This window comes from Paraburkholderia phenoliruptrix (assembly GCF_902859825.1).
GTDB classification, from domain to species: domain Bacteria; phylum Pseudomonadota; class Gammaproteobacteria; order Burkholderiales; family Burkholderiaceae; genus Paraburkholderia; species Paraburkholderia phenoliruptrix.
Genome location: NZ_CADIKB010000017.1, coordinates 90385 through 113449 on the forward strand (window position 1 = coordinate 90385; position 23065 = coordinate 113449).

Consider the following 23065-nt stretch of genomic DNA (forward strand, 5'->3'; position numbering starts at 1 on the left):
TCGGTTGCACCTTTTTATTGAGAGGCGTACGATTCGGCCAACTTTTAGTCTTTCACCAGCATTGCGTTGGGTCTCCGAAGAAGGAAACATGGCTAGCACCACCCTTGGCGTCAAGGTCGACGACCTCCTGCGTTCACGGCTGAAAGATGCCGCTACCCGCCTCGAACGCACTCCGCACTGGCTCATCAAGCAGGCGATTTTCGCGTACCTCGAAAAGATCGAGCAGGGCCAATTGCCGCCGGAGCTGTCCGGCGCGGTGGGCTCGGCCGATATGGCAGACGGCGCAGCGGTCGAACACGACGAGGACGGCGCAGCGCATCCGTTCCTCGACTTTGCGCAGAACGTGCAACCGCAATCGGTGTTGCGCGCGGCGATCACGGCGGCCTACCGGCGGCCGGAGCCGGAATGCGTGCCGTTCCTGCTCGAGCAGGCGCGACTGCCGGCGAAGCTCGCGGGCGACGTCGAGGCGCTCGCCGGCAAGCTCGTCGAGACGCTGCGCGGCAAGAGCCGCGGCGGCGGCGTGGAAGGTCTGATCCACGAATTCTCGCTGTCGAGCCAGGAAGGCGTCGCGCTGATGTGTCTCGCCGAAGCGCTGCTGCGCATTCCCGACCGCGCCACGCGCGACGCGCTGATCCGCGACAAGATCAGCAAGGGCGACTGGAAATCGCACGTCGGCCAGGCGCCTTCCCTGTTCGTCAATGCGGCGACCTGGGGCTTGATGATCACCGGCAAGCTGGTCACGACCAATAGCGAGACGAGCCTGTCGTCGGCGCTTACGCGTCTGATCGGCAAGGGCGGCGAGCCGCTCATCCGCAAAGGCGTGGACATGGCCATGCGGCTGATGGGCGAGCAGTTCGTCACGGGCGAGAACATCTCCGAAGCGCTCGCGAACAGCCGCAAATACGAAGCGCGCGGCTTCCGCTACTCGTACGACATGCTCGGCGAAGCGGCCACCACCGAGGCCGACGCGCAGCGCTACTACGCGTCGTACGAACAGGCCATTCACGCGATCGGCAAGGCGGCCGGCGGCCGCGGCATCTACGAAGGCCCGGGCATCTCGATCAAGCTGTCGGCGCTGCATCCGCGTTACTCGCGCTCGCAGCAGGAACGCACGATGAGCGAGCTGCTGCCGCGTGTGCGTTCGCTTGCCATCCTCGCGCGCCGCTACGACATCGGCCTGAATATCGACGCCGAAGAAGCCGACCGCCTCGAACTGTCGCTTGATCTGCTCGAAGCACTGTGCTTCGACCCGGAACTGGCCGGCTGGAACGGCATCGGCTTCGTGGTGCAGGCTTATCAGAAGCGCTGCCCGTTCGTGATCGAATACATTGTCGACCTCGCACGCCGCAGCCGTCACCGCATCATGGTGCGACTCGTGAAGGGCGCGTACTGGGACACCGAAATCAAACGCGCGCAAGTGGACGGCCTGGAAGGCTACCCGGTCTACACGCGCAAGGTCTACACCGACGTGTCGTACCTCGCCTGCGCGAAGAAGCTGCTCGGCGCGCCCGACGCGGTGTATCCGCAGTTCGCCACGCACAACGCGCACACGCTCTCGGCGATCTATCACCTCGCCGGCAACAACTACTATCCCGGCCAGTACGAGTTCCAATGCCTGCACGGCATGGGCGAACCGCTGTACGAAGAGGTGACGGGCCGCGACAAGATGAACCGTCCGTGCCGCGTGTATGCACCCGTCGGCACGCATGAAACGCTGCTCGCGTACCTCGTGCGGCGTCTGCTGGAAAACGGCGCGAACACGTCGTTCGTGAATCGCATCGCCGATGAAAACGTCGCGATCAAGGACCTGATCGCCGATCCGGTCGATGAGGCGTCGAAGATCGTGCCGCTCGGCGCGCCGCACGCCAAGATTCCGCTGCCGCGCAATCTGTATGGCGCCGAGCGCCTTAATTCGATGGGCCTCGATCTGTCGAACGAGCATCGTCTCGCGTCGCTGTCGTCGGCGTTGCTCGCGAGCGCGAACCATCCGTGGCGCGCCGCGCCCATGCTCGCCGACGATCAGATCGCGCTCGGCAACGCGCGCGACGTGCGCAACCCGGCGGATCATCGCGACCTCGTCGGTACGGTGGTGGAAGCGAGCGCGGAACATGTGAGCGCCGCTCTCGCGCACGCCGTGGCCGCCGCGCCCATCTGGCAGGCGACGCCGGTCGAAGCGCGCGCCGATTGCCTCGCGCGCGCCGCCGATCTGCTCGAAGCGCAAATGCATACGCTCATGGGTCTCGTTGTGCGCGAAGCGGGCAAGTCGCTCGCGAACGCGGTGTCGGAAATCCGCGAAGCGATCGACTTTCTGCGCTATTACTCCGCGCAGATCCGCAGCGAGTTTTCGAACGACACGCATCGTCCGCTCGGGCCGGTCGTGTGTATCAGCCCGTGGAACTTCCCGCTCGCGATTTTCATGGGCCAGGTGGCCGCTGCGCTCGCAGCCGGCAACACGGTGCTTGCGAAGCCCGCTGAGCAAACGCCGCTGATCGCCGCGCAAGCGGTGCGCATTCTGCGCGAGGCCGGCGTGCCGGCGGGCGCCGTGCAACTGCTGCCGGGCGACGGCGAAACGGTCGGCGCCGCGCTGGTGGCCGACCCGCGCACGCGTGCCGTGATGTTCACCGGTTCGACGGAGGTCGCGCGCCTGATCAACAAGACGCTCTCGAGCCGTCTCGACCCTGAAGGCAAGCCGATTCCGCTGATCGCCGAAACCGGCGGTCAGAACGCGATGATCGTCGACTCTTCGGCGCTCGCGGAGCAGGTGGTGGCGGACGTGCTGCAGTCGTCGTTCGATTCGGCCGGTCAACGGTGTTCGGCGTTGCGTGTGCTGTGCCTGCAGGACGACGTCGCGGACCGCACGCTCGAAATGCTGACGGGCGCAATGCGTGAGCTGAGCGTCGGCAATCCGGACCGGTTGTCCACCGACGTCGGCCCGGTGATCGACGTGGAAGCGAAGCGCGGCATCGACGCGCATATCGCCGCGATGCGCGAAAAAGGCCGCAAGGTCGAGCAACTGCCGCTGCCGGAAAGCTGCGCACAAGGCACGTTCGTGCCGCCGACGCTGATCGAACTCGACAGCATCGACGAATTGAAGCGCGAAGTGTTCGGCCCGGTGCTGCACGTGGTGCGCTATCGCCGCAGCCAGCTCGACACGCTGCTCGAACAGATCCGCGCCACGGGTTACGGCCTGACGCTCGGCATCCATACGCGAATCGACGAAACCATTGCGCACGTGATCAGCCGCGCGCATGTCGGCAACATCTATGTGAACCGCAATGTGATCGGCGCGGTGGTCGGCGTGCAGCCGTTCGGCGGCGAAGGCCTGTCGGGCACGGGTCCGAAGGCCGGCGGCGCGCTGTATCTGCAGCGTCTGCTCGCCACGCGTCCGGCGGGCTTGCCGAAGTCGCTTGCAGAGGCGCTCGTCGCCGATCTCCCGAAAACTGCGGAAAAGGGCGACAATCCGTCCGCCGCGCTGACGGCGCTGCGCGACTGGCTGATCGCCGAACGCGAGCCGCACCTGGCCGCGCGCTGCGACGGTTATCTGTCGCACATGCCGGCGGGCGCGACGGCGGTGCTGTCCGGACCGACGGGCGAGCGCAACACCTACACGCTCGGCGCACGCGGCACGGTGCTCTGCATTGCGTCGACGGCAAGCGGCGCGCGCATGCAGTTGGCGGCCGCGCTGGCTACGGGAAATCGTGCGCTGTTCGAAGGCGCTGCCGGTGAACAATTGGTGACGCAGTTGCCCGCGTCGCTCAAGTCGTATGCGAGCGTGCGCAAGAATGCCGACACGCCGTTCGACGCCGTGCTCTTCGAAGGCGACAGCGACGAACTGCTGACCCTCGTGAAGGAAGTGGCGAAGCGCCCGGGGCCGATCGTGTCGGTGCAAGGCGCCGCGTCGCGCGCGCTGGAGAACGGCGACGAAGACTACGCGCTCGAGCGTCTGCTGACGGAACGCTCAGTCAGCGTGAACACGGCCGCGGCCGGCGGTAATGCGAATTTGATGACGATCGGCTGAGCGAACCTCACCGATTCAAGCGGTCATTAAAACGGAAGCGGTAACGGCGATCCCGGACGCCGCTCCATCCACACCTGGTACCAAGGAGAAGATATGCAACACAAGATGAAACAGCTGGCAGGCGCAGCGCTGGTTGCGGCGATGTCGGTGGCGGGGACGGCCAACGCTCAATCCACGGAAGACGTGAAGATCGGCTTTGCCGGTCCGATGACGGGCGCACAGGCTCACTACGGCAAGGACTTCCAGAACGGCATCACGTTGGCGGTGGAAGACATGAACGCGACGAAGCCGGTGATCGGCGGCAAGCCGGTGCGCTTCGTGCTCGACGCGGCCGACGACCAGGCCGACCCGCGCACCGGCACGACCGTTGCGCAGAAGCTGGTGGACGACGGCATCAAAGGCATGCTCGGCCACTTCAACTCGGGCACGACGATCCCGGCATCGCGCATCTACGCGAACGCGGGCATTCCCGAAATCGCCATGGCGACGGCGCCTGAATACACGCAACAAGGTTTCAAGACCACGTTCCGCATGATGACGTCCGACACGCAGCAAGGTTCGGTCGCCGGCGCGTTCGCGGTGAAGTCGCTAGGCGTGAAGAAGATCGTGATCATCGACGACCGCACGGCATACGGCCAGGGTCTTGCCGATCAGTTCGAGAAGGCGGCGAAGGCGGCGGGCGGCTCGATCGTCGATCGTGAATACACGAACGACAAGGCCGTGGACTTCAAGTCGATTCTGACCAAGGTGAAGTCGGTCAATCCGGACCTGATCTACTACGGCGGCGCCGATTCGCAGGCAGCGCCGATGGTCAAGCAGATGAAGGCGCTCGGCATCAAGGCGCCGCTGATGGGCGGCGAAATGGTCCACACGCCGACCTTCATCCAGATTGCGGGCGACGCGGCGAACGGCACGGTGGCATCGCTCGCCGGCCTGCCGCTGGAAGAAATGCCGGGTGGTAAGGACTACGTCGCGAAGTACAAGAAGCGCTTCAACGAAGACGTGCAAACGTACTCGCCGTACGCCTACGACGGCGCGATGGCCATGTTTGCCGCCATGAAGAAGGCGAACTCGACGGACCCGGCCAAGTACCTGCCGCTGCTCGCGAAGACGTCGATGCCGGCGGTGACGTCGTCGAATCTGTCGTACGACGCCAAGGGCGACCTGAAGAACGGCGGCATCACGCTGTACAAGGTTGTCGACGGCAAGTGGACGACGCTGCAAAGCGTGGGCGGCAAGTAAGCTGATTTTGCAGCTTGTTTGACGTCGTCACGGACCCCGCTTCGGCGGGGTTTTTTTATGGGCTTTTGCAGAGTTGCTGCTTTTCAGTCGCCTCACTCCCCTCTCGACTTCCTCCCCTGCTCCCGAACCTGTTCTAGTGTCGCGCCGGGCGTACTCGCCTCCTGCGGCATGCGGATCTCGATCACCGCGGCGCGCTTCGCCTCCAGTGAACGCCGCAACGCCGGCAGAAATTCTTCGGTGCGCTCAACCGTCTCACCATGCGCGCCGAACGACCGCGCGAACGCCGCGAAGTCGGGATTGGTGAGCCCTGTGCCATGCACGCGATGCGGATAATGCCGTTCCTGATGCATGCGGATCGTGCCGAACTGACTATTGTTCACGACGATGAAAAGCACATGCAGATCGTATTGCATCGCCGTCGCCAGTTCCTGTGCGGCCATCATGAAGCAGCCGTCGCCGGCGAGCGCCACAACCGCTCGCTGCGGATACAGCGACTTCGCGGAAATCGCGGCCGGCACGCCGTAGCCCATCGCGCCGCTAGTCGGCGCCAGCTGCGAGCGGTACTGACGATACGAAAAGTGCCGATGCAGCCACGTCGCGTAATTGCCCGCGCCGTTCGTGAGAATTGCGTCGTCAGGAAGTTGCGCGCGCAACTGTTGAATGACTTCGCCCATCTGCACATCGCCGGGAATGGGGCGCGGCTCGCGCCACGCCAGATACGCGCGATGCGCCTCTTGCGCCGCGCCCGCCCACGGCAGTCGATCGGCTGACGGCTTCAGCGCCGCAAGCGCCGCCGCGAGTTCCGGCATGCCGGAGACAATCGGCAAATCGGCGGCATACACGCGTCCGAGCTCTTCCGCACCTTGATGCACGTGAACGAGCGTCTGCTTCGTCTTCGGAATGTCGAGCAGCGTGTAGCCGTTCGTCGTGGCCTCGCCAAGACGCGGTCCCAGCGCGAGCAACAGATCGGCGTCGCGAATACGCTGCGCCAGCGCCGGATTGATGCCGAGGCCGACATCGCCCGCATAATTCGGGTGCTCGTTATTCAGCGTGTCCTGATAGCGGAACGCAAGGCCAATCGGCAATTCCCAGTTTTCGACGAAGCGTTGCAGATCCGCACACGCGGCGGCCGTCCAGCCGCTGCCGCCCGCGATCACCATGGGCCGTTGCGCGTGCACGAGCAGGTCACGCAGCCTGTCCATCTGCGCCGCCGACGGCGACGCGGCCACGCGTTGATAAGCGGGCGCGCCGGGCACGGCGTCGCACGCGTCGCTCAGCACATCTTCGGGCAAGGACAGCACCACCGGCCCGGGCCGCCCCGAAGTCGCCGTATGAAACGCGTGGCTCAGATACTCGGGAATGCGTTTCGGATCGTCGATCTGCGCAACCCACTTCGCCATCTGACCGAACATGCGCCGATAGTCAATCTCCTGAAACGCCTCGCGGTCGAGATGCTCGCGCGCGCATTGGCCGATCAGCAGAATCATCGGCGTGGAGTCCTGAAACGCGGTATGCACGCCGATGGACGCATGCGTCGCGCCGGGTCCTCGCGTAACGAGCGCGACGCCCGGACGGCCGGTCAGCTTGCCCACCGCTTCGGCCATGTTGGCGGCCGCGGCTTCGTGACGGCAGACAATCGTCTGAATGCGTCCGGTTTCGTCGTGCAGCGAATCGAGCACCGCGAGAAAGCTCTCGCCGGGTACGCAGAAAACACGTTCGACGCCGTGCGTGAGCAAGGCATCGACGACGAGGCGCGCGCCCGTGGTTCGAGCGGCGGCAGAATCGGAAACGGGAGCATTCGGCTGCGACATCGTGATGAAGCCTCCAGGCTGTGAGTGCATGAGTGCGGTCGGATGCCGGATCGACTGCGAAGTAGGCCGACCGGCGCTTTGACAGCTTACGCCGACAGGGCGTGCAGTGTCACGGCGCAGCGCAATGCATGATCACGCGGGAGACGCCGGTCGGCGCTCGCGTACCTGAAAGCGCGGGCCCAAAAAAAAGCAACGCGGGCCCGAGAGCCCGCGTTCGCATGCGCCGCACAATCATCCGGGCGCCGTCCAGCCGCCGTCCAGCCATCGCCAGACGAACAGCGAATCGTCAGCACTCGACGATATTCACCGCCAGGCCGCCGCGCGACGTTTCCTTGTACTTCGTCTTCATGTCCGCGCCCGTTTCGCGCATTGTCTTGATGACGGAATCGAGCGACACGTAGTGGCTGCCGTCGCCGCGCAGCGCCATGCGCGCCGCGTTGACCGCCTTCACCGACGCCATCGCATTGCGCTCGATGCACGGAATCTGCACCATGCCGCCGACCGGATCGCACGTGAGCCCGAGGTTGTGCTCCATGCCGATCTCGGCTGCGTTTTCGACCTGCTTGGGCGTGCCGCCCATGACTGCAGCCAGCGCGCCTGCCGCCATCGAGCATGCCACGCCCACCTCGCCCTGACACCCCACTTCCGCGCCGGAAATCGAGGCATTTAGCTTGTACAGAATGCCGATGGCCGCAGCCGTCATCAGAAAGTCGATCACGCCCTGCTCGTTCGCGCCGGGCATGAAGCGCGTGTAGTAATGCAGCACGGCTGGAATGATGCCGGCCGCGCCGTTGGTCGGCGCGGTGACGACGCGCCCGCCCGCAGCGTTTTCCTCATTGACGGCGATCGCGTACAGATTGATCCAGTCGACCATGGAAAGCGGATCGCGCAAAGCCAGTTCCGGATTGCCCGACAGCGCGCGATACAGCTGCGGCGCGCGGCGCTTCACCTGGAACGGACCGGGCAGATTGCCGTCCGCATCCGGATTGTTGATGCCGCAGCCGCGCGACACACACGACTGCATGACCTCCCAGATCTTCAGCAGGCCCGCGCGCGTTTCCTCTTCGGTGTGCCAAGCGCGCTCGTTGTCCCACATCAATTGCGCGATGCTTTTACCGGTCGATTCGCACAGCGCGAGCAACTCGTTGCCGGTGCGAAACGAATGCGGCAGTTGATCCACGGCGCTGAGCACTTTGGTGTTCGGCGCGCCGGCCGTGACAACGAAGCCGCCGCCCACGGACAAATACGTCGACTCGCGCAACGTGTCGCCTTGCGCGTCGAACGCGCGCAGCTTCAGGCCGTTCGGGTGTTCGGGCAGCGCCTGCCGATAGAACGAGATGTGCTCCTTCTGCACGAACGGCACCTCGTGCGTGCCGAGCAACGCGAGCTTGCGCGTGGTGCGGACCGCTTCGAGCCGCTGCGCAATCGTGTCGGGATTTACGGTGTCGGGCGCGTCGCCCATCAGGCCGAGCATCACGCCGCGGTCCGTACCGTGCCCTTTGCCCGTTGCGCCGAGCGAGCCGTACAGATCCACCTTTACCGACGCGGTGTTCACAAGCAGCCCGTCGCGTTCGAGCCCTTGCGCGAACATCAGCGCCGCGCGCATCGGCCCGACCGTATGCGAGCTTGACGGACCGATGCCGATTTTGAAGAGATCGAACACACTGACTGCCATTGACTGCTCCTGCTGATGAAGTGTTGGTTTAGCGCGCCGGCATCGGCAAACACACGGCGAGCCATGCCGGCGGCGTTGCTGCGAGTTGCAGCGCGATCGGCGTATAGCGTCCGTCGAGACGCGCCGCCAGGTGAAACAGTTCCGCCGCGTTCTTCGGATCCCACTGGCCCGAATAGCCGGGCAAGCCGGCTTCGCGACGTTTTGCGTCGAACGCGACGCTTGAATGCACGAACTCCTCATGCGTCTTGCTGCCGTTCGCATACGGCGCGAGCCAGTTGAGCGCGGCTTGCAGCGACGCGCCGTTCGCGCCCTTTTCCGGCAGCCAGTTGCGGTTGTGGCGGCGGGCGGCGAGCGCGGCGGTCACGAGCGGCTGCAGATCGTACGTGACGTAGTGCAGCGCGTCACGTTCGGCGAAATCGATGGTCGATCCATCCGGCTCGATGTTGTCGCCCACATGCTCGACAAAGAGACGCTGCGCCGCGTTGATCATCTTGCGGTTGTCGAGCGTGAAGGCGGCCATTGCTATCAGTTTGATCCGGTGGCTTTGCCAGTTGTTCCGGTAATTGCCTTTCAGCGGACGCGGCTGCGCGTCGATTTGCGCGATATAGCCGTTGGCGAGTTTCGTGAGAAACGCCATCGACGCATTGCGGGTTTTTACCGGCAGCGCGCTCGCGGTCATGTCATACGCGAGAATCAGGCCTTCGAAATGCGTTTCGTCGATGGGATTGAAGCTCGGCTGATAGGTCGTGACCCACGCGTACAGCAAGCGGTCGACGAGCTTCAGATAGCGGTCGTCGCTGGTGGCGCGCCACGCGAGCGCGGCGTCGCGCAGCAACGCGAGATCTTTTTCCGCTTCCACGCTCTGATCGTAGATGCCCTCGTGCGGCAGCGTGCCTTCGGTGTGCAGCCTTGCCTGCGCATGCGGCGGGTCGCTCAGATGCGCCTGCACATTGCTCACCAAAGCCTTCACGCCAGGGTCGGCGTTGGTGCGCTCGCTGGTTTGCCACGCGGGGGCCGCGCAGAAATTCATCGCGGCTTGCGCATACCGCAGCGGCAGCAGCACGGCGGCGCCGGCAAAGAGCCAGCCGCACGCTTGCCGCCGCATGTGAACTCGCATTGCTTCGGCCGGGCTTTGCATCAATCGCACCTTTCGCACCATGCGAAACTCCTCGTTGGGCTGATTCGGTGTGAGATGTTAGCCGTTTGCGGCGTGAAGCGACAGAACCGCGCACCGCCCGCCTGCCACCGGCGGACGGCGCACGTTTAAAGCCAGTCTTACTCGTAATCCGCGACCGGCACGCAGGAGCAGAACAGATTGCGATCGCCGTATACGTTGTCCGCGCGGCCGACCGACGGCCAGTACTTTTTCGCGATCAGCGTGGGCAGCGGATAAGCCGCCGTTTCACGCGAGTACGCGTGCTTCCACGCGTCGGCGATCACGACCGCGGCCGTGTGCGGCGCGTGCTTCAGCGGATTGTCCTCGCGGTCGGCGCGGCCTTCTTCGACCGCGCGGATTTCTTCGCGGATCGCAATCATCGCTTCGATAAAACGGTCGAGCTCTTCCTTCGATTCCGATTCCGTCGGCTCCACCATCAGCGTGCCCGGCACCGGGAAGCTCATAGTCGGCGCGTGGAAGCCGTAATCGGCGAGGCGCTTGGCGACGTCGTCGACGGTAATGCCGCTCGTTTCCTTGATCGGACGCAGATCCAGAATGCATTCGTGCGCGACGAGGCCGCCCGGGCCCGAGTACAGCACCGGATAATGCGGCGCCAACTTCTTCGCGACGTAGTTCGCATTGAGGATCGCGGTTTCCGTCGCTGCCGTGAGGTTCTTCGCGCCCATCATTGCGATGTACATCCACGAGATCGGCAGGATCGACGCCGAACCGTACGGCGCGCCGGACACAGCGCCGATGCCGCTCGGCGCGCGCTCGTAGCCCGACGAAATCTGGTTCGGCAGAAATTGCGCGAGATGCGCGCCGACCGCGACCGGACCGACGCCCGGTCCGCCGCCGCCGTGCGGAATGCAGAAGGTCTTGTGCAGGTTCAGATGCGAGACGTCGCCGCCGAACTGGCCCGGCGCCGTCAAACCGACCATGGCGTTCATGTTCGCGCCGTCCACATAGACCTGGCCGCCGCGCGCATGCACGATCTCGCAGATTTCGCGCACATTCTGTTCGAACACGCCGTGCGTGGACGGATACGTGATCATGATCGCCGCGAGTTTGTCGGCGTGCTGATCGGCCTTCTTCTTCAGGTCTTCGATGTCGACGTTGCCTTGCGCGTCGCAGGCGACGACCACGACCTGCATGCCGGCCATTTGCGCCGAAGCCGGGTTCGTGCCGTGCGCCGAAGCGGGAATCAGGCAGACGTTGCGATGCGCCTCGCCGCGCGACGCGTGGTACGCGTGGATGATCAGGAGGCCCGCATATTCGCCCTGCGAGCCCGCATTCGGCTGCAACGACACGGCCGCGTAGCCGGTGGCCGCGACCAGCATGGCCTCCAACTGATCGATCATTTCGCGGTAGCCGACGGTTTGCTCAGCCGGCGCGAACGGATGGATCTGGCCAAATTCGGGCCACGTGACCGGCAGCATCTCCGAGGTGGCGTTCAGTTTCATCGTGCACGAGCCGAGCGGAATCATCGAACGGTCGAGCGCGAGGTCTTTGTCCGACAGGCTGCGCAGATAACGCAGCATTTCCGTTTCCGAATGATGACGGTTGAACACGTGATGCGTGAGGTAGGCGCTGGTGCGTTCGAGCGATGCCGGAACCGACGCCGTGTCCGAAGCCGCCACTGCTGAGTCCAGCGCGTCGACTTGCGGCACGTCGCTTGCGCCCGCGGCTTGTGCAAAGACGGCGAGCAGATCGGCGAGATCGCCGCGCGTGGTCGTTTCGTCGATCGACACGCCGACTTGCGTCTCGCTCACACGGCGCAGGTTGATGCGCTTTGCGTTCGCTGCGTCGTGCAGCGCCTGCGTGCGCGCACCGGTGTCGAACGTGAGCGTGTCGAAGAAAGTTTCGTTGACGAGCGAGTAGCCGAGCTGCTTCGCGCCTTGCGCGAGCAACGCGGCGATGCGGTTCACGCGCAGCGCGATGGTCTTCAGGCCGCGCGGGCCGTGATAGACCGCGTACATGCTGGCCATGATGGCGAGGAGCGCCTGCGCGGTACACACGTTCGACGTGGCCTTCTCGCGGCGAATGTGCTGTTCGCGCGTTTGCAGCGCGAGACGCAGCGCGGGATTGCCTTGCGCGTCGACCGTCACGCCGACGAGACGGCCCGGCATCTGACGCTTGAATTCGTCGCGCACCGCGAGGTAAGCCGCGTGCGGACCGCCGAAGCCGACCGGCACGCCGAAACGCTGCGTATTGCCGACCGCCACATCCGCGCCCCATTCGCCCGGCGGCGTGAGCACGGTGAGCGCGAGCAGGTCGGCGGCGACGACCACGTGGCCGCCCGCTGCGTGGATGGCTTCGGTGAGCGCGCGGTAGTCGCGCACGTCGCCGTTCACGCCCGGATATTGCAGCAGCACGCCGAATGCGTTCGCGTTCGCGGCTTCACCTGCGGGACCGACCTTGACTTCGATGCCGACCGGCGTGGCGCGCGTTTTCACCACTTCGATGGTTTGCGGCAGCACGTCGTCGGCGACGTAGAACACATTCGACTTCGGTTTGCCGATGCGCTGCAGCAGCGTCATGGCTTCGGCCGCAGCGGTGGCTTCGTCGAGCAAGGACGCATTGGAAATGGCGAGGCCGGTCAGATCGACCACCATCTGCTGAAAGTTCAGCAGCGCTTCCAGACGGCCCTGCGAAATTTCCGGCTGATACGGCGTGTAGGCCGTGTACCAAGCCGGATTTTCCAGCACGTTGCGCAGGATCACCGTCGGCGTGTGTGCGTTGTAATAGCCCTGCCCGATGTACGAGCGGAACACCTGGTTCTTGTCCGCCAGCTCGCGCAGGGCGGCGAGCGCTTCGGCCTCGCTTTTCGGCTGCGCGAACGGGCCGAGCGGCAGCGGCTCGGCGCGGCGGATCGTCTTCGGAATGACGGCGTCGATCAGCGCCGCGCGCGACGCAAAGCCGAGCGCTTCGAGCATGGCCTGCTGGTCGGCCGAATCCGGGCCGATGTGCCGTTCGGCGAAGGCGTCATGCACTTCGAGCGCGGCAAGCGAGAGAGGAGTGCGGTTCATCAGACGATCCGGGTGTTCGAGCTTCATGGTGTTCCTGGCGGTGCGGCCGGCCTTATGCGAAGGGTGCGCCGCACCTGACGGTTAGACGAGAGGTGAATCAGGCGCCGATGGACTTCGAGTAAGCGTCGGCGTCGATCAGGCGGTCGAGCGTGGCGTCCGACGCGGGCTTGATCTTGAAGAGCCAGCTTTCGTACGGCGCGCTGTTCACGGAATCCGGCGAGTCGCCCACGGCGCTGTTCGCCTCGATGACTTCGCCCGAAACCGGCGCGTAAATGTCCGACGCGGCTTTCACCGATTCGATCACGGCGACGGTGTCGCCCGCGGTGACGGTCTTGCCCAGTTCCTGGACTTCGAAGAAGACGATGTCGCCGAGCGCTTCCTGCGCGTGGTCGGTAATGCCGACCGTCAGCGTGCCGTCCGCTTCGGTACGGACCCATTCGTGCGATTCGGTGTATTTCAGGTCGGCCGGGATGCTCATTGGATGCTCCTATGCGGTGTGATTCGGTAATGTCTGGATAAGGTGACGCGCGCGCCGGTTGCCGGCGGCGGCTTAGCCCGCCGCGAGCACTTTGCCGTTGCGCACGAACGGCAGTTTTACCACGCTTGCAGGAACGGATTTGTCGCGAATCTGCACGTGGACGGTGTCGCCCGGCTGCACGCCTGTCGGCACGCGCGCGAAGGCGATGGATTCCTGCATCGTCGGGGAAAAGGTGCCGCTCGTGATTTCGCCTTCGCCGTGCGGCGTGACAACCTTCTGATGCGCGCGCAGCACGCCCGCGGCCTTGCCGTTTTCCTTCAGCAGAATCAGGCCGACGAACGCCGCCTTCGAACCTTCGAGCTCCAGCTTGCTCTTGCCGACGAATTCGCGCGGCGAAGCCAGATCGACGGTCCACGCGAGGCCGGCGTCAAGGGGCGAGACGTTGTCGTCCATGTCCTGGCCGTACAGGTTCATGCCGGCCTCGAGGCGCAGCGTGTCGCGCGCGCCGAGACCGGCCGGGCGCACGCCTTGCGCCTGCAGCGCGTTCCACAGCGCGACCACATGATCGGCCGGCACGATGATCTCGAAGCCGTCTTCGCCCGTGTAGCCGGTGCGTGCAACCGTGAGTTCGCCGAACGGCGTGCCGTCGACGCGCGCCGCGTTGAAAGGCTTGAGTGCTTCGGTGGCGGCACGCGTGGCCGGCACCGTTTGCCAGAACTTCTCGCGGGCGTTCGGCCCCTGTACGGCGACGATCGCGAGATCGCGGCGCGGCGTGATGGTCAGGTCGAAGCCGCCTTCATTCAACTGCTTGAACCACGCGATGTCTTTCTCGGCGGTGCCCGCGTTGACCACCACGCGGAAATGCTCTTCGCCGAAGTAATAGACGATCAGATCGTCGATCACGCCGCCTTCCGGGTTCAGCAGGCACGAATAGAGCGCGCGGCCCGGCGTCTGCAGCTTGCCGACGTTGTTCGCCAGTGCGTATTCGAAGAAAGCGCGCACGCGCGCGCCGGTGAAATCGACGACGCACATGTGCGAGACGTCGAACATGCCCGCGTCGGTGCGCACCGCGCGGTGTTCGTCGATTTGCGAGCCGTAGTTGACGGGCATGTCCCAGCCGCCGAAATCGACCATGCGGGCATTGAGCGCACGATGGGTGGCGTTGAGCGGAGTGTGTTGGAGTTCGGTCATGGGGCCTCGGGCGTCTCGCGAAACAAAAAAGGCCATGCGCCGCCGCGCCTCGCGCCGTGTGGCTGCGAGCGTGGTGCTGCATGGCCCCTCTGTCCTCGATACCTGAGAGATTGCGCTGCCGCGGCGAGGTTGACTCGTCGCGGTTGAACGCGCGCCCCTTCGGTGGGCAGCTTGCCGGGTCTGCGCAGCGTATGCGGTCCAGACGGCTACTGCCGCTCTCCAGAGTGCGAAAAACGGCGCCGGGGTGGTGCGTGGATCTTGCGTGGCGCGGGTTTTTCGACGCGTTCGGTCCTTTTGCCTGAGAGTTTGCGGGTGTGCCCCTTCGGCGGCGCGGCCTGCGAATCCAGCGGCCAGCGCGCTCTCCCGACGCGTGCGGCGAATGTACGCGAGGCCCGAGGGCTTGTCAAATCAAGGGCGGATTCGCTGGGAATCTGCCGTTGATGTGGGCCTTGGTCTGTCCTTTTTTGACCCTCGGCTCGTCGTTATTCGCCGATTGCGTGTGCCGCGCCGTCCAGTTCCTCGTTCAGCACGCGCTGTTCGTCCGCGGACAAGCCGCCGCCGTGCTGCGCGGCCATGTCGTGCGCTTCCCGCCGGATTACCTCCAGCCGATGATGCAGCTCGCCGCCTTGCGGGGGCGGGTAATAGCCCAGATTCACGCGATTGTCGATACGGCGGCTCAGGTTGTCGATGCGGCCGTCGACCTGATGCAGCCGTTTGTCGGCGATCTGCTGCGGGTTCGGGCGCGGCGCCGGCTCCTGCTGCGGCGCGACCACGCAGGCGGCGAGGGAACTGAGCAAGGCGCATGCGGCGAGCGCGCGAATGGTACGTGGCATGGACTCTCCGTCAAGTCGTTGTCGTTTTTGGATGCTGCAGACGTAGCAACGGCTCACGGCGCAATCGCGCTGACCGCTGAAGGGCGCTGATTTGTAACGTTATATTGCTTTCGGCTTTGTCAGCTATCGGGCGGTTTGGCCGGCGAGCGCGACGGTTCCTCGCGCGCCGGCGCCTGTGGCAACTTAACGGATGCGCTCGAACGGCAGGCGCACGCCTTCGTCGGAGCTGCGCGCGGCGAGTTCGATGATCGTCATGACGTCGACGGCGTCTTGCGGCGTCACGGGGAATTTCGCGCCGTGCTGGATCGCGTCGGCCAGAGCAATGTAGAAGTTCACATACTCGCCGTTGCGCGTGGGCACTTCCCGTTCGACTTCGCGGTCGCCGTCCAGCACGCGCAGCATGCCCGCCGCGTTGCCCGCGGCAAAGCCGTCGTCGCCGGGACGCAGGCCGGCTTTCAACTGGTCTTCCTGCGTGTCCAGTCCGTACTTCACGTAGCTGCCGCGCGTGCCGTGAATGGTGAAGCGCGGCGCGACGATCGCGGTCAGCGCGCTCGCGTGCAGCAGCACCTCGAATTCGCCGTAGCCCAGCTGGATGTGCACGTAGTCGGGCGCGCTCGCCTGATCGCGATGTGTGCGCACCGTCGCCGAGACCGTTTGCGGCGCGCCGAAGAGCGCGAGCGCCTGGTCGATCAGATGCGGTCCGAGGTCGAACAGCAAACCGCCGCCGCGCGAGGCTTCTTCGCGCCAACGCTGACGCACCTCGGGCCGGAAGCGATCGAAATGCGATTCATACTGCGTGACGCGCCCCAGCTCGCCGCTTGCCAGCAGATCGCGCACGGTCAGAAAGTCGCCGTCCCAGCGGCGGTTGTGAAACGGCACGAAGAGCTTGCCCCGTGCGAGCGCGATGTTGGAGAGCGTGCGGGCGTCGGCGGCGGTGAGCGTCACCGGCTTGTCGACCACGACGTGCTTGCCCGCTTCTAGCGTGCGGCGCGCGAGGTCGAAGTGCGTGTCGTTCGGCGTGGCGATTACGACGCAGTCGATCTCGTCGAGCGCGAGCAGCGCGTCCAGGTCGGCGACGACCTTGGCGTGCGGATAGTCGGCGCGCGCGGCCTCGGGCTTGCCCGTTGCGATAGCTGCGACGCTCGCGCGGCCGCAGTGCTCGATCACCGGCGCATGAAAGGTCGCGCCGGCAAATCCGTAACCCATCAATCCAATCTTCAGCGATGCGGACATGCGTGTCTTCCCGGAAAAACGGCGCGCCGCCTGGCCACCGCGGCGGCGGCGCGCAACGCCGTCATTGTGGCATGGGGCGAAGCTGGCGTGCCTCGGCGGCGCGCGGCGGGTTTTGTGCATGAGCTGCTGGTTGGACGCGTGAGCTGCGAGAAGCGCCGGCTGAATTTATCCGCCGATTTCATCCGTGTTAACATCGCTCCTCTCGCGCGGGACGGGACGCGCCAGACCCTCTTTCTTTCCTCGTCGCCGCCGCATTTCAACCGCAACACCCATCCACAGACGATGTCCGCAGGCCTGAATCCCGCTCAAAGTGAAGCGGTCCGTTATCTTGACGGGCCGTGCCTCGTGCTCGCCGGCGCGGGCAGCGGCAAGACGCGCGTGATCACGCAGAAAATCGCGCACCTGATCGAGGCGAAGGGCTTCGAGCCGCGCCATATCGCGGCTGTCACGTTCACCAACAAGGCCGCGGCCGAAATGCGCGAGCGCGTCGGCAAGCTGCTCGAAGGCAAAACGCTGACGACGCCCGGCAAGGAAGGCCGCAAAGTGCCCGTCAATCAGTTGACGGTGTGTACTTTCCACTCGCTCGGCGTGCAGATTTTGCGGCAGGAAGCGGAGCACGTCGGGCTGAAGCCGCAGTTCTCGATCATGGATTCCGACGACTGCTTCGGCATGATCCAGGAGCAGGTCGGATCGACGGATAAGGGGTTCATCCGCAAGATACAGTCGATCATTTCGCTGTGGAAGAACGGCCTCATCATGCCGGAAGAGGCGATTGCGATTGCCGCGAACGAGGACGAGCACCAGGCCGCGATTGTCTATCGCAACTATGTGGCGACGCTGCACGCCTACCAGGCGGTGGATTTCGACGATCTGATCCGTCTGCCCGCCGAACTCTTCGCGAAGAACGAGCAGGTGCGCGACCGCTGGCAGAACAAGCTGCGTTATCTCCTGATCGACGAGTATCAGGACACCAACGCGTGCCAGTATGAATTGTTGAAGCAACTGGCCGGCCCGCGCGCCGCGTTCACGGCGGTGGGCGACGACGACCAGGCTATTTACGGCTGGCGCGGCGCGACGCTCGAAAATCTTGCGCAGCTCGGCAAGGATTTCCCGAAGCTGCACGTGATCAAGCTCGAGCAGAATTATCGTTCGACGGTGCGCATTCTCACGGCCGCGAACAACGTGATCGCCAACAACCCGAAGCTCTTTGAAAAGAAGCTGTGGTCCGAGCACGGCATGGGCGATTCGATCACCGTGACCGCTTGCAACGACGAAGAGCACGAGGCGGAATCCGTCGTGTTCAGGCTGTCGGCGCACAAATTCGAGCGGCGCGCGAACTTCCGCGATTACGCGATTCTCTATCGCGGCAACTTCCAGGCGCGCATTTTCGAGCAGGTGCTGCGCCGCGAGCGGATTCCGTATGTGCTGTCAGGCGGCCAGTCGTTTTTCGACAAAGCCGAGATCAAGGACATTTGCGCGTATTTGCGCCTGATCGCCAACGCGAACGACGACCCCGCGTTCATCCGCGCGATCACGACGCCGCGGCGCGGCGTGGGCAATACGACGCTCGAGGCGCTCGGTTCATTCGCGGGCCAGGCGAAGGTGTCGCTCTTCGAGGCCGTGTATATGGGCGGCATCGAGGCGCGCCTGTCGCCGCGCCAGATCGAACCCATGCGTGCGTTCTGCGACTTCATGCAGCGCCTCACCGACCGCGCCGAAAAAGACGCGGCCGGCACGCTGCTCGACGAGTTGATGGACGCGATCCACTACGAAGCGTATCTCTACGATGCATTCGACGAACGTCAGGCGCAGGCGAAGTGGCAGAACGTGCTGGAGTTCGTCGAATGGCTCAAGCGCAAGGGCACGAAGGCGGAACCGGACGATGCGGCTCTGGCCGCGGGCGGCGAGGCAACGGGTTACGACACGGCGGACGGTTTGACCGATACCGGCAAGAACCTGCTCGGCTTGATCCAGACGGTCGCGCTGATGTCGATGCTTGAAGGCCGTGAAGAAGACCCGGACGCGGTGCGGCTTTCGACCGTGCACGCGTCGAAGGGTCTCGAATATCCGCATGTGTTTCTGGTCGGCGTCGAGGAAGGCATCATGCCGCATCGCGGCGGCGCGGACGACGAACCGATCGACGACGCGCGCATCGAGGAGGAGCGCCGTTTGATGTATGTGGCGATCACGCGGGCGCAACGCAGCCTTCATCTGAACTGGTGCAAGAAGCGCAAGCGCGCACGGGAGACGGTGGTGTGCGAGCCGTCGCGGTTCATCCCCGAAATGCTGCTCGACGATGCGCCGCCGCCCACGGCTGATGAGGCGCCGATGTCGCCCAAAGACCGGCTTGCGAGTTTGAAGGCGTTGTTGCAGAAGGCTTGAGGGTGGGGCCGTGGATGGCGCACGAAAAAAATCCCTGCCCGCGTGGCCGCGGTGCAGGGATTCCGGTGTCGTGTGGCGCAAGGCCACGAATCCTCGCGCTGCGCCGGGTGAAGCAAGCGTACGTTACTTAACCGCGCTCACCATGTAATCGACGGCGGCCTTCACGTCCGCATCCGACGCGTTCGAGCCGCCTTTGGGCGGCATCGCGCCCTTGCCGTGCAGCGCGTAGTTGTAGACGGTGTCCATGGGCTCCTTCAGGCGCGGCGCCCAGGCTTCCTTGTCGCCGAACTTGGGCGCGTTCAGCACGCCGGCTGCGTGACACGCCTGGCAAACCTGCTGATACAAGGCCTTGCCTGCTTGCGATGCATCGGCGCTTTGCGTCGCACCCGACGCCGGCGCAGCGGCTTGCGGCACGCTTGCCATGGCGGCCATCGCTGCGGCGGCTTGAGCCGCGCCCGCATCGGACGCGCCGCCTGCCGTTGCCGTTGCGGTTGCCGCCGATGCGGCAGCCGCGCCGGACGCCGCCGCCGCGCCCGCTGCCGGTTGCGCCGGTTCAGGGAAGCTCGCGCCCGAGTTGTTGGCCATGTAGGCCACCGCGCGGCCGATTTCGAAGTCGCTGTAGTCGTCGGGGCTCGTGCCGCCGCGCGGGGGCATGGCGCCTTTGCCGGTCAGCGCAGTATGCAGCAAGGTGTCGAAGCCTTGCGAGATGCGCGGCGCCCAGTCGGCGGTATTGGTGAATTTCGGCGCGCCTGCTGCGCCCGACGCGTGACAGGCCGAGCACACCGCCTTGTAGACTTCCTCGCCCGTCTTGTAGACGCGCGGCGCGTTGGCATCGCGAATCTCGACCTGGGCGATGGGCTTGATGCGGGAAGTGACTTCGGCTTCGGAGAGACTGTCGGTGCCGGCGCCGGTGCGTGTCGAATTGTCGACGTAGTAAGCCAGCAGAACGATGATGACGATTGGCACAGCAAACCCGGCGATGACCGCGGCGATGAGCTGTCCTGGGGTTTTGATCGGGGCTCCGTGTGGTGCTTCGCTCATGCTTGTCTCGTCTCCGTGGGTATGTGAGCGGTACAGCGCGACGGCAACTTCTTGTTCTTGATCAGCCACGGACGATTATAGACGCAAGCTTTCGACGGCGGCGAGAGGCGCGGCGAGCTGTTCAGCAGGCGTTTACCCGCATCGTGCGAAGTGGCGCGGGCTGGCGGGGAAAGCGGGGGCGAGCTGCCGGCAAAGCCCGGAGAAAGGCTTTGGGGGCCGTCCGGTGGACGCTGGGGCCGAAACCGGGTATGCTTTCGGTCTCGCTTGGGCGCCGCTTTTGTTCTGAATGCCGCGCCGAGTGTGTCCGATTTTGTGTTTGTTGCTGTCTAAGCGCCCGTAGCTCAATGGATAGAGTACTGCCCTCCGAAGGCAGGGGTTGCTGGTTCGATCCCAGCCGGGCGCGCCAACTTTGCGGATCATCAAGGGTTTAGGCCACGTTGTGTCGTTACTCTACAGATGTCGTAAACGACATCTGTAGGTAGTACGGGCAGCCTTAAAAAGTCCCGCATCACATCCTTTTTTCCGGTTATCCGCTGACCGGACGCCCCGGCATTCTGCCTCCACATCGAGCGATTGGTACTCCCGTGAGCGCGTGAGCTTTCATTTGAGCCCTGTGCGCGTCTTGGTGTCGTCCCAAGCTCTCTGTCTTCCCACGCATGCGCTTGATGACCCGCCTTCTGGAAGGATAGGTTCCCATTTCCCAGAGTGCGATGTGTTCCGTCAGGTAAAGTTGGTCATACGAGTCTCTGTTCTCGTCCCGGAGAGTCGTCACAAGGTCGCGCCCCTGCTGTTTCACGGCCGCATGTTCTAGCGGAAATTCCCTTCGAAAAAACTTTTCAGATATTCCAACGGCCTTCGCCGCCTCCGCCGCACTGTTAACGGTGCCTCCGCAAATCAGTTCTCCGAGTATCGACCGAAGCTCACTCTTCGGTCGCTTGGCTCCAGTGCCGCCCATTTGTAGCAATCGACGGTCTTGACACTCTGGTGCTGCTCGCCGTGAAAGCATCACCCGGTTGCCGAGCAATATGTCCGCGATTGCACACCCGCAACAGTAAGCGGTCAGCGCGAGCCGGGGGAGGCTCATGCGCACCTTTCCCTTAACCCATGCATGCACTTGCGATTTGCCGACGCGAAGATGCGCCGCGAAATGAGCGGACTTTCCTGCGAACAGAGCATCAATGGCGTGGACTAGAAAGGCGGACTGAGCAGATGGCACGTAGCTAAGACCCGGAAAAAAGATTGCATCGTCCAGAAGTTCCGCGATTAGACGTGCGCTCTCGATTTCGTATTCTGACGCCGGAACTGTTGGGGGTGATTCGGGCAACCCGCCTCGGGCCGGACGAACGTTTGCATCGTTGCATGAGCTGGCGTCCCGGTTTTGCTCCAAGCGCGTGACGAGCCGTGTTCGGTGTAGAGGGCATGCAACGACAGCCTTGATGCTCCAAAGCAACCTGTCGTAACGCTGGCGCCCCAACTTCTCGTCCTCCTTGAAACAAACGGGACAAAATCGCCTGCCGCTTGACATCAACTTCAATGGTGAGACGAGGCCTTTCATTGGCAGCAGCGTACAAAGCTGCAGGTTATTGCGCAGCGTGAGGCTGTTAAGCGCGTACGCCCAATGCTTCGCTTCTTCTGTAAGGCTAGAGACATTGGCAGCGTAATCGGAACGTCCAATGTCTTGAGCCAACCGGAGCGGGTCAGTGCCAAACAGCTCGTGCGCGGTTGGACCCACGATTCGATACGCCAACGCGCCGCGCGGAATGTCCTGAGCATCGCTCAATCGAGAAACGTAGCTGCCCAGACTCTCGCGGTCTTCGCCCGAGCACCCGTAGGGTGGAAGGCTGGGCAGAATTGACCGCGGCGGCGCGTCGTCGGGCCAGCCGCCAGGCAACCGCGTTCGAAACGGACTCTTCATCGACGGAACCCTCGCGCAGCGTCACCGAGCGCTCGTGCCTGCCTCGCTGAAATGCCGGCAAGCAATTCAGCTTCGCTCGGATATGTAATCGGTGTTGCAGACGAGAGATAAGGCTTGATGTTTTCTTCTCCCTCCAACGTCTCAGTCGCAATCGTCTCGTATTCTGCTCTGGACGGTAGCGCGTTCCATACGTATTCGTCTTTCCACGAGTTGCATCCTTCGTACGCGCACGCAATGACCGACCTGACTAAGGTCTTGACCGCATATCCCGGGATGCCGAGGTGAGCGTCAAAGAGCGTTTCCACGTACTTCCCGAGGTCAACCTCGAACGGCAGCGGAAGCTCCTTTGCCAAGTCTTTGATGAACTGCGTAAACGCGTCGAAATCGTCCTGATTCGCCAGATACCGCGGGAAGTGGACCACACTGGTTCGCCGAGCCAATTGTCCGCTAGCGCGAACCAGCCTTTCAGAGCCGTAGGCACCCACGAGCAGCAAATTCATGGAGCCACGGTTCGCCAGAGATTTCAGAAGGTTTCCGTACTGCAAAGGTTCCGTTCTCGAATCGGTCAAGTGCACCGCTTCGTCGAGCAACACGTGACGAACCTTCCGATTAAAGAGCGCTTTTTGAAACGTCACCCGATAGCTCTTCACTACGTCAACAGGTTCTCCGTCTCGTTGGGCGGGGACGTCCGGACTCAATGTATGAAGGTCATCAAGGAGATGCTGGTAAAACAATTGCCAGTTGATTTCCTTCCCATCCGCGGCGTCAATACTACTCAGTACGACTGGAATCACGCCGGGGTTTTCGCGTATCTCCGCGTCATAGAGCTTGAGCAGCATTTCAGTCTCGAGCCCAGCAAACGTTGACTTGCCAACGCCTGCGGGACCAACGACAACGGTAAGGGAGAGACCGGCGCTCGGAATCATATGCCGTTCGACTTCACTCAGGACTTTCTCAAGATTTGGGTGCATGAATCGAAGTGAGGCGATGTACTCACCCTTTTCGTTGGGACTTCCGTGTAACGCTTGTTGAAAAGTGATTGAACTCATGACGTTTCCTCG

14 protein-coding genes, 1 tRNA gene and 2 riboswitches are annotated in these 23065 nt (G+C 63.9%); of the genes, 4 read left to right on the top strand and 11 right to left on the bottom strand.

Features of this window, described 5'->3' with window-relative positions; translation table 11 throughout:
* Nucleotides 1-88 precede the first annotated feature (88 nt).
* Both putA and HV711_RS18225 read left to right on the top strand, forming a co-directional pair.
* The gene (gene putA, locus HV711_RS18220; RefSeq protein ID WP_035480403.1) at nucleotides 89-4018 is read left to right on the top strand and encodes a trifunctional transcriptional regulator/proline dehydrogenase/L-glutamate gamma-semialdehyde dehydrogenase; all 3930 of its coding nucleotides are present in this window, start codon (nucleotides 89-91) and stop codon (nucleotides 4016-4018) included.
* Between the two features lie 93 nt (nucleotides 4019-4111).
* Complete coding sequence (locus HV711_RS18225) at nucleotides 4112-5260, top strand: branched-chain amino acid ABC transporter substrate-binding protein (RefSeq protein ID WP_013590047.1); 1149 nt, start codon at nucleotides 4112-4114, stop codon at nucleotides 5258-5260.
* Nucleotides 5261-5352: 92 nt separating this feature from the next.
* Here HV711_RS18225 and HV711_RS18230 read toward each other — a convergent pair whose 3' ends face one another.
* The 8 genes from HV711_RS18230 to HV711_RS18265 all read right to left on the bottom strand — a co-directional run bounded on the left by HV711_RS18230 (nucleotide 5353) and on the right by HV711_RS18265 (nucleotide 16666).
* Nucleotides 5353-7071: a thiamine pyrophosphate-binding protein gene (locus tag HV711_RS18230; RefSeq protein ID WP_035480404.1), complete on the bottom strand. Its 1719-nt coding sequence runs from the start codon at nucleotides 7069-7071 to the stop codon at nucleotides 5353-5355.
* A 286-nt stretch (nucleotides 7072-7357) separates the two neighbouring features.
* Complete coding sequence (locus HV711_RS18235) at nucleotides 7358-8746, bottom strand: L-serine ammonia-lyase (RefSeq protein WP_013590035.1); 1389 nt, start codon at nucleotides 8744-8746, stop codon at nucleotides 7358-7360.
* A gap of 28 nt (nucleotides 8747-8774) precedes the next feature.
* A complete protein-coding gene (locus HV711_RS18240; protein ID WP_035480406.1) occupies nucleotides 8775-9905 on the bottom strand; it encodes an alginate lyase family protein in 1131 nt (376 codons plus the stop codon).
* Between the two features lie 116 nt (nucleotides 9906-10021).
* Complete coding sequence (gcvP, locus tag HV711_RS18245) at nucleotides 10022-12958, bottom strand: aminomethyl-transferring glycine dehydrogenase (protein ID WP_035480407.1); 2937 nt, start codon at nucleotides 12956-12958, stop codon at nucleotides 10022-10024.
* Between the two features lie 70 nt (nucleotides 12959-13028).
* Nucleotides 13029-13409 (bottom strand): glycine cleavage system protein GcvH, encoded by a 381-nt coding sequence (gene gcvH, locus HV711_RS18250; RefSeq protein WP_013590032.1) that lies wholly within the window; start codon nucleotides 13407-13409, stop codon nucleotides 13029-13031.
* Nucleotides 13410-13481: 72 nt separating this feature from the next.
* Nucleotides 13482-14600 (bottom strand): glycine cleavage system aminomethyltransferase GcvT, encoded by a 1119-nt coding sequence (gcvT, locus tag HV711_RS18255; RefSeq protein WP_035480409.1) that lies wholly within the window; start codon nucleotides 14598-14600, stop codon nucleotides 13482-13484.
* A gap of 79 nt (nucleotides 14601-14679) precedes the next feature.
* Nucleotides 14680-14833: riboswitch (glycine riboswitch) on the bottom strand.
* A 43-nt stretch (nucleotides 14834-14876) separates the two neighbouring features.
* Nucleotides 14877-14975: riboswitch (glycine riboswitch) on the bottom strand.
* 107 nt (nucleotides 14976-15082) lie between these two features.
* Nucleotides 15083-15433: a hypothetical protein gene (locus HV711_RS18260; protein ID WP_013590030.1), complete on the bottom strand. Its 351-nt coding sequence runs from the start codon at nucleotides 15431-15433 to the stop codon at nucleotides 15083-15085.
* A gap of 183 nt (nucleotides 15434-15616) precedes the next feature.
* On the bottom strand, nucleotides 15617-16666 hold the full coding sequence (locus HV711_RS18265; protein ID WP_035480411.1) for an oxidoreductase: 1050 nt from the start codon (nucleotides 16664-16666) through the stop codon (nucleotides 15617-15619).
* Nucleotides 16667-16948: 282 nt separating this feature from the next.
* Here HV711_RS18265 and HV711_RS18270 point away from each other — a divergent pair, with 282 nt between their 5' ends.
* Nucleotides 16949-19048, top strand: coding sequence for a UvrD-helicase domain-containing protein (locus tag HV711_RS18270; protein ID WP_035480426.1), 2100 nt, complete (start codon nucleotides 16949-16951; stop codon nucleotides 19046-19048).
* A 123-nt stretch (nucleotides 19049-19171) separates the two neighbouring features.
* Here HV711_RS18270 and HV711_RS18275 read toward each other — a convergent pair whose 3' ends face one another.
* Nucleotides 19172-20089 carry a c-type cytochrome gene (locus HV711_RS18275; RefSeq protein WP_035480413.1) on the bottom strand — a complete coding sequence of 306 codons (918 nt, stop codon included), beginning with the start codon at nucleotides 20087-20089 and terminating at the stop codon, nucleotides 19172-19174.
* A gap of 330 nt (nucleotides 20090-20419) precedes the next feature.
* Here HV711_RS18275 and HV711_RS18280 point away from each other — a divergent pair.
* Nucleotides 20420-20495: transfer RNA gene (locus HV711_RS18280), tRNA-Arg, on the top strand.
* 120 nt (nucleotides 20496-20615) lie between these two features.
* On the opposite strand, the gene HV711_RS33960 is transcribed toward HV711_RS18280, so the two are convergent.
* Entirely contained in the window at nucleotides 20616-22004 is a 1389-nt protein-coding gene (locus tag HV711_RS33960; RefSeq protein WP_051224104.1) for a TniQ family protein, read from the bottom strand.
* Nucleotides 22001-23053, bottom strand: a complete 1053-nt coding sequence (locus HV711_RS18290) for an ATP-binding protein (protein WP_082201451.1) — start codon at nucleotides 23051-23053, stop codon at nucleotides 22001-22003. Before HV711_RS18290 ends, HV711_RS33960 begins: the two co-directional genes overlap by 4 nt.
* Nucleotides 23054-23065: the final 12 nt, after the last annotated feature.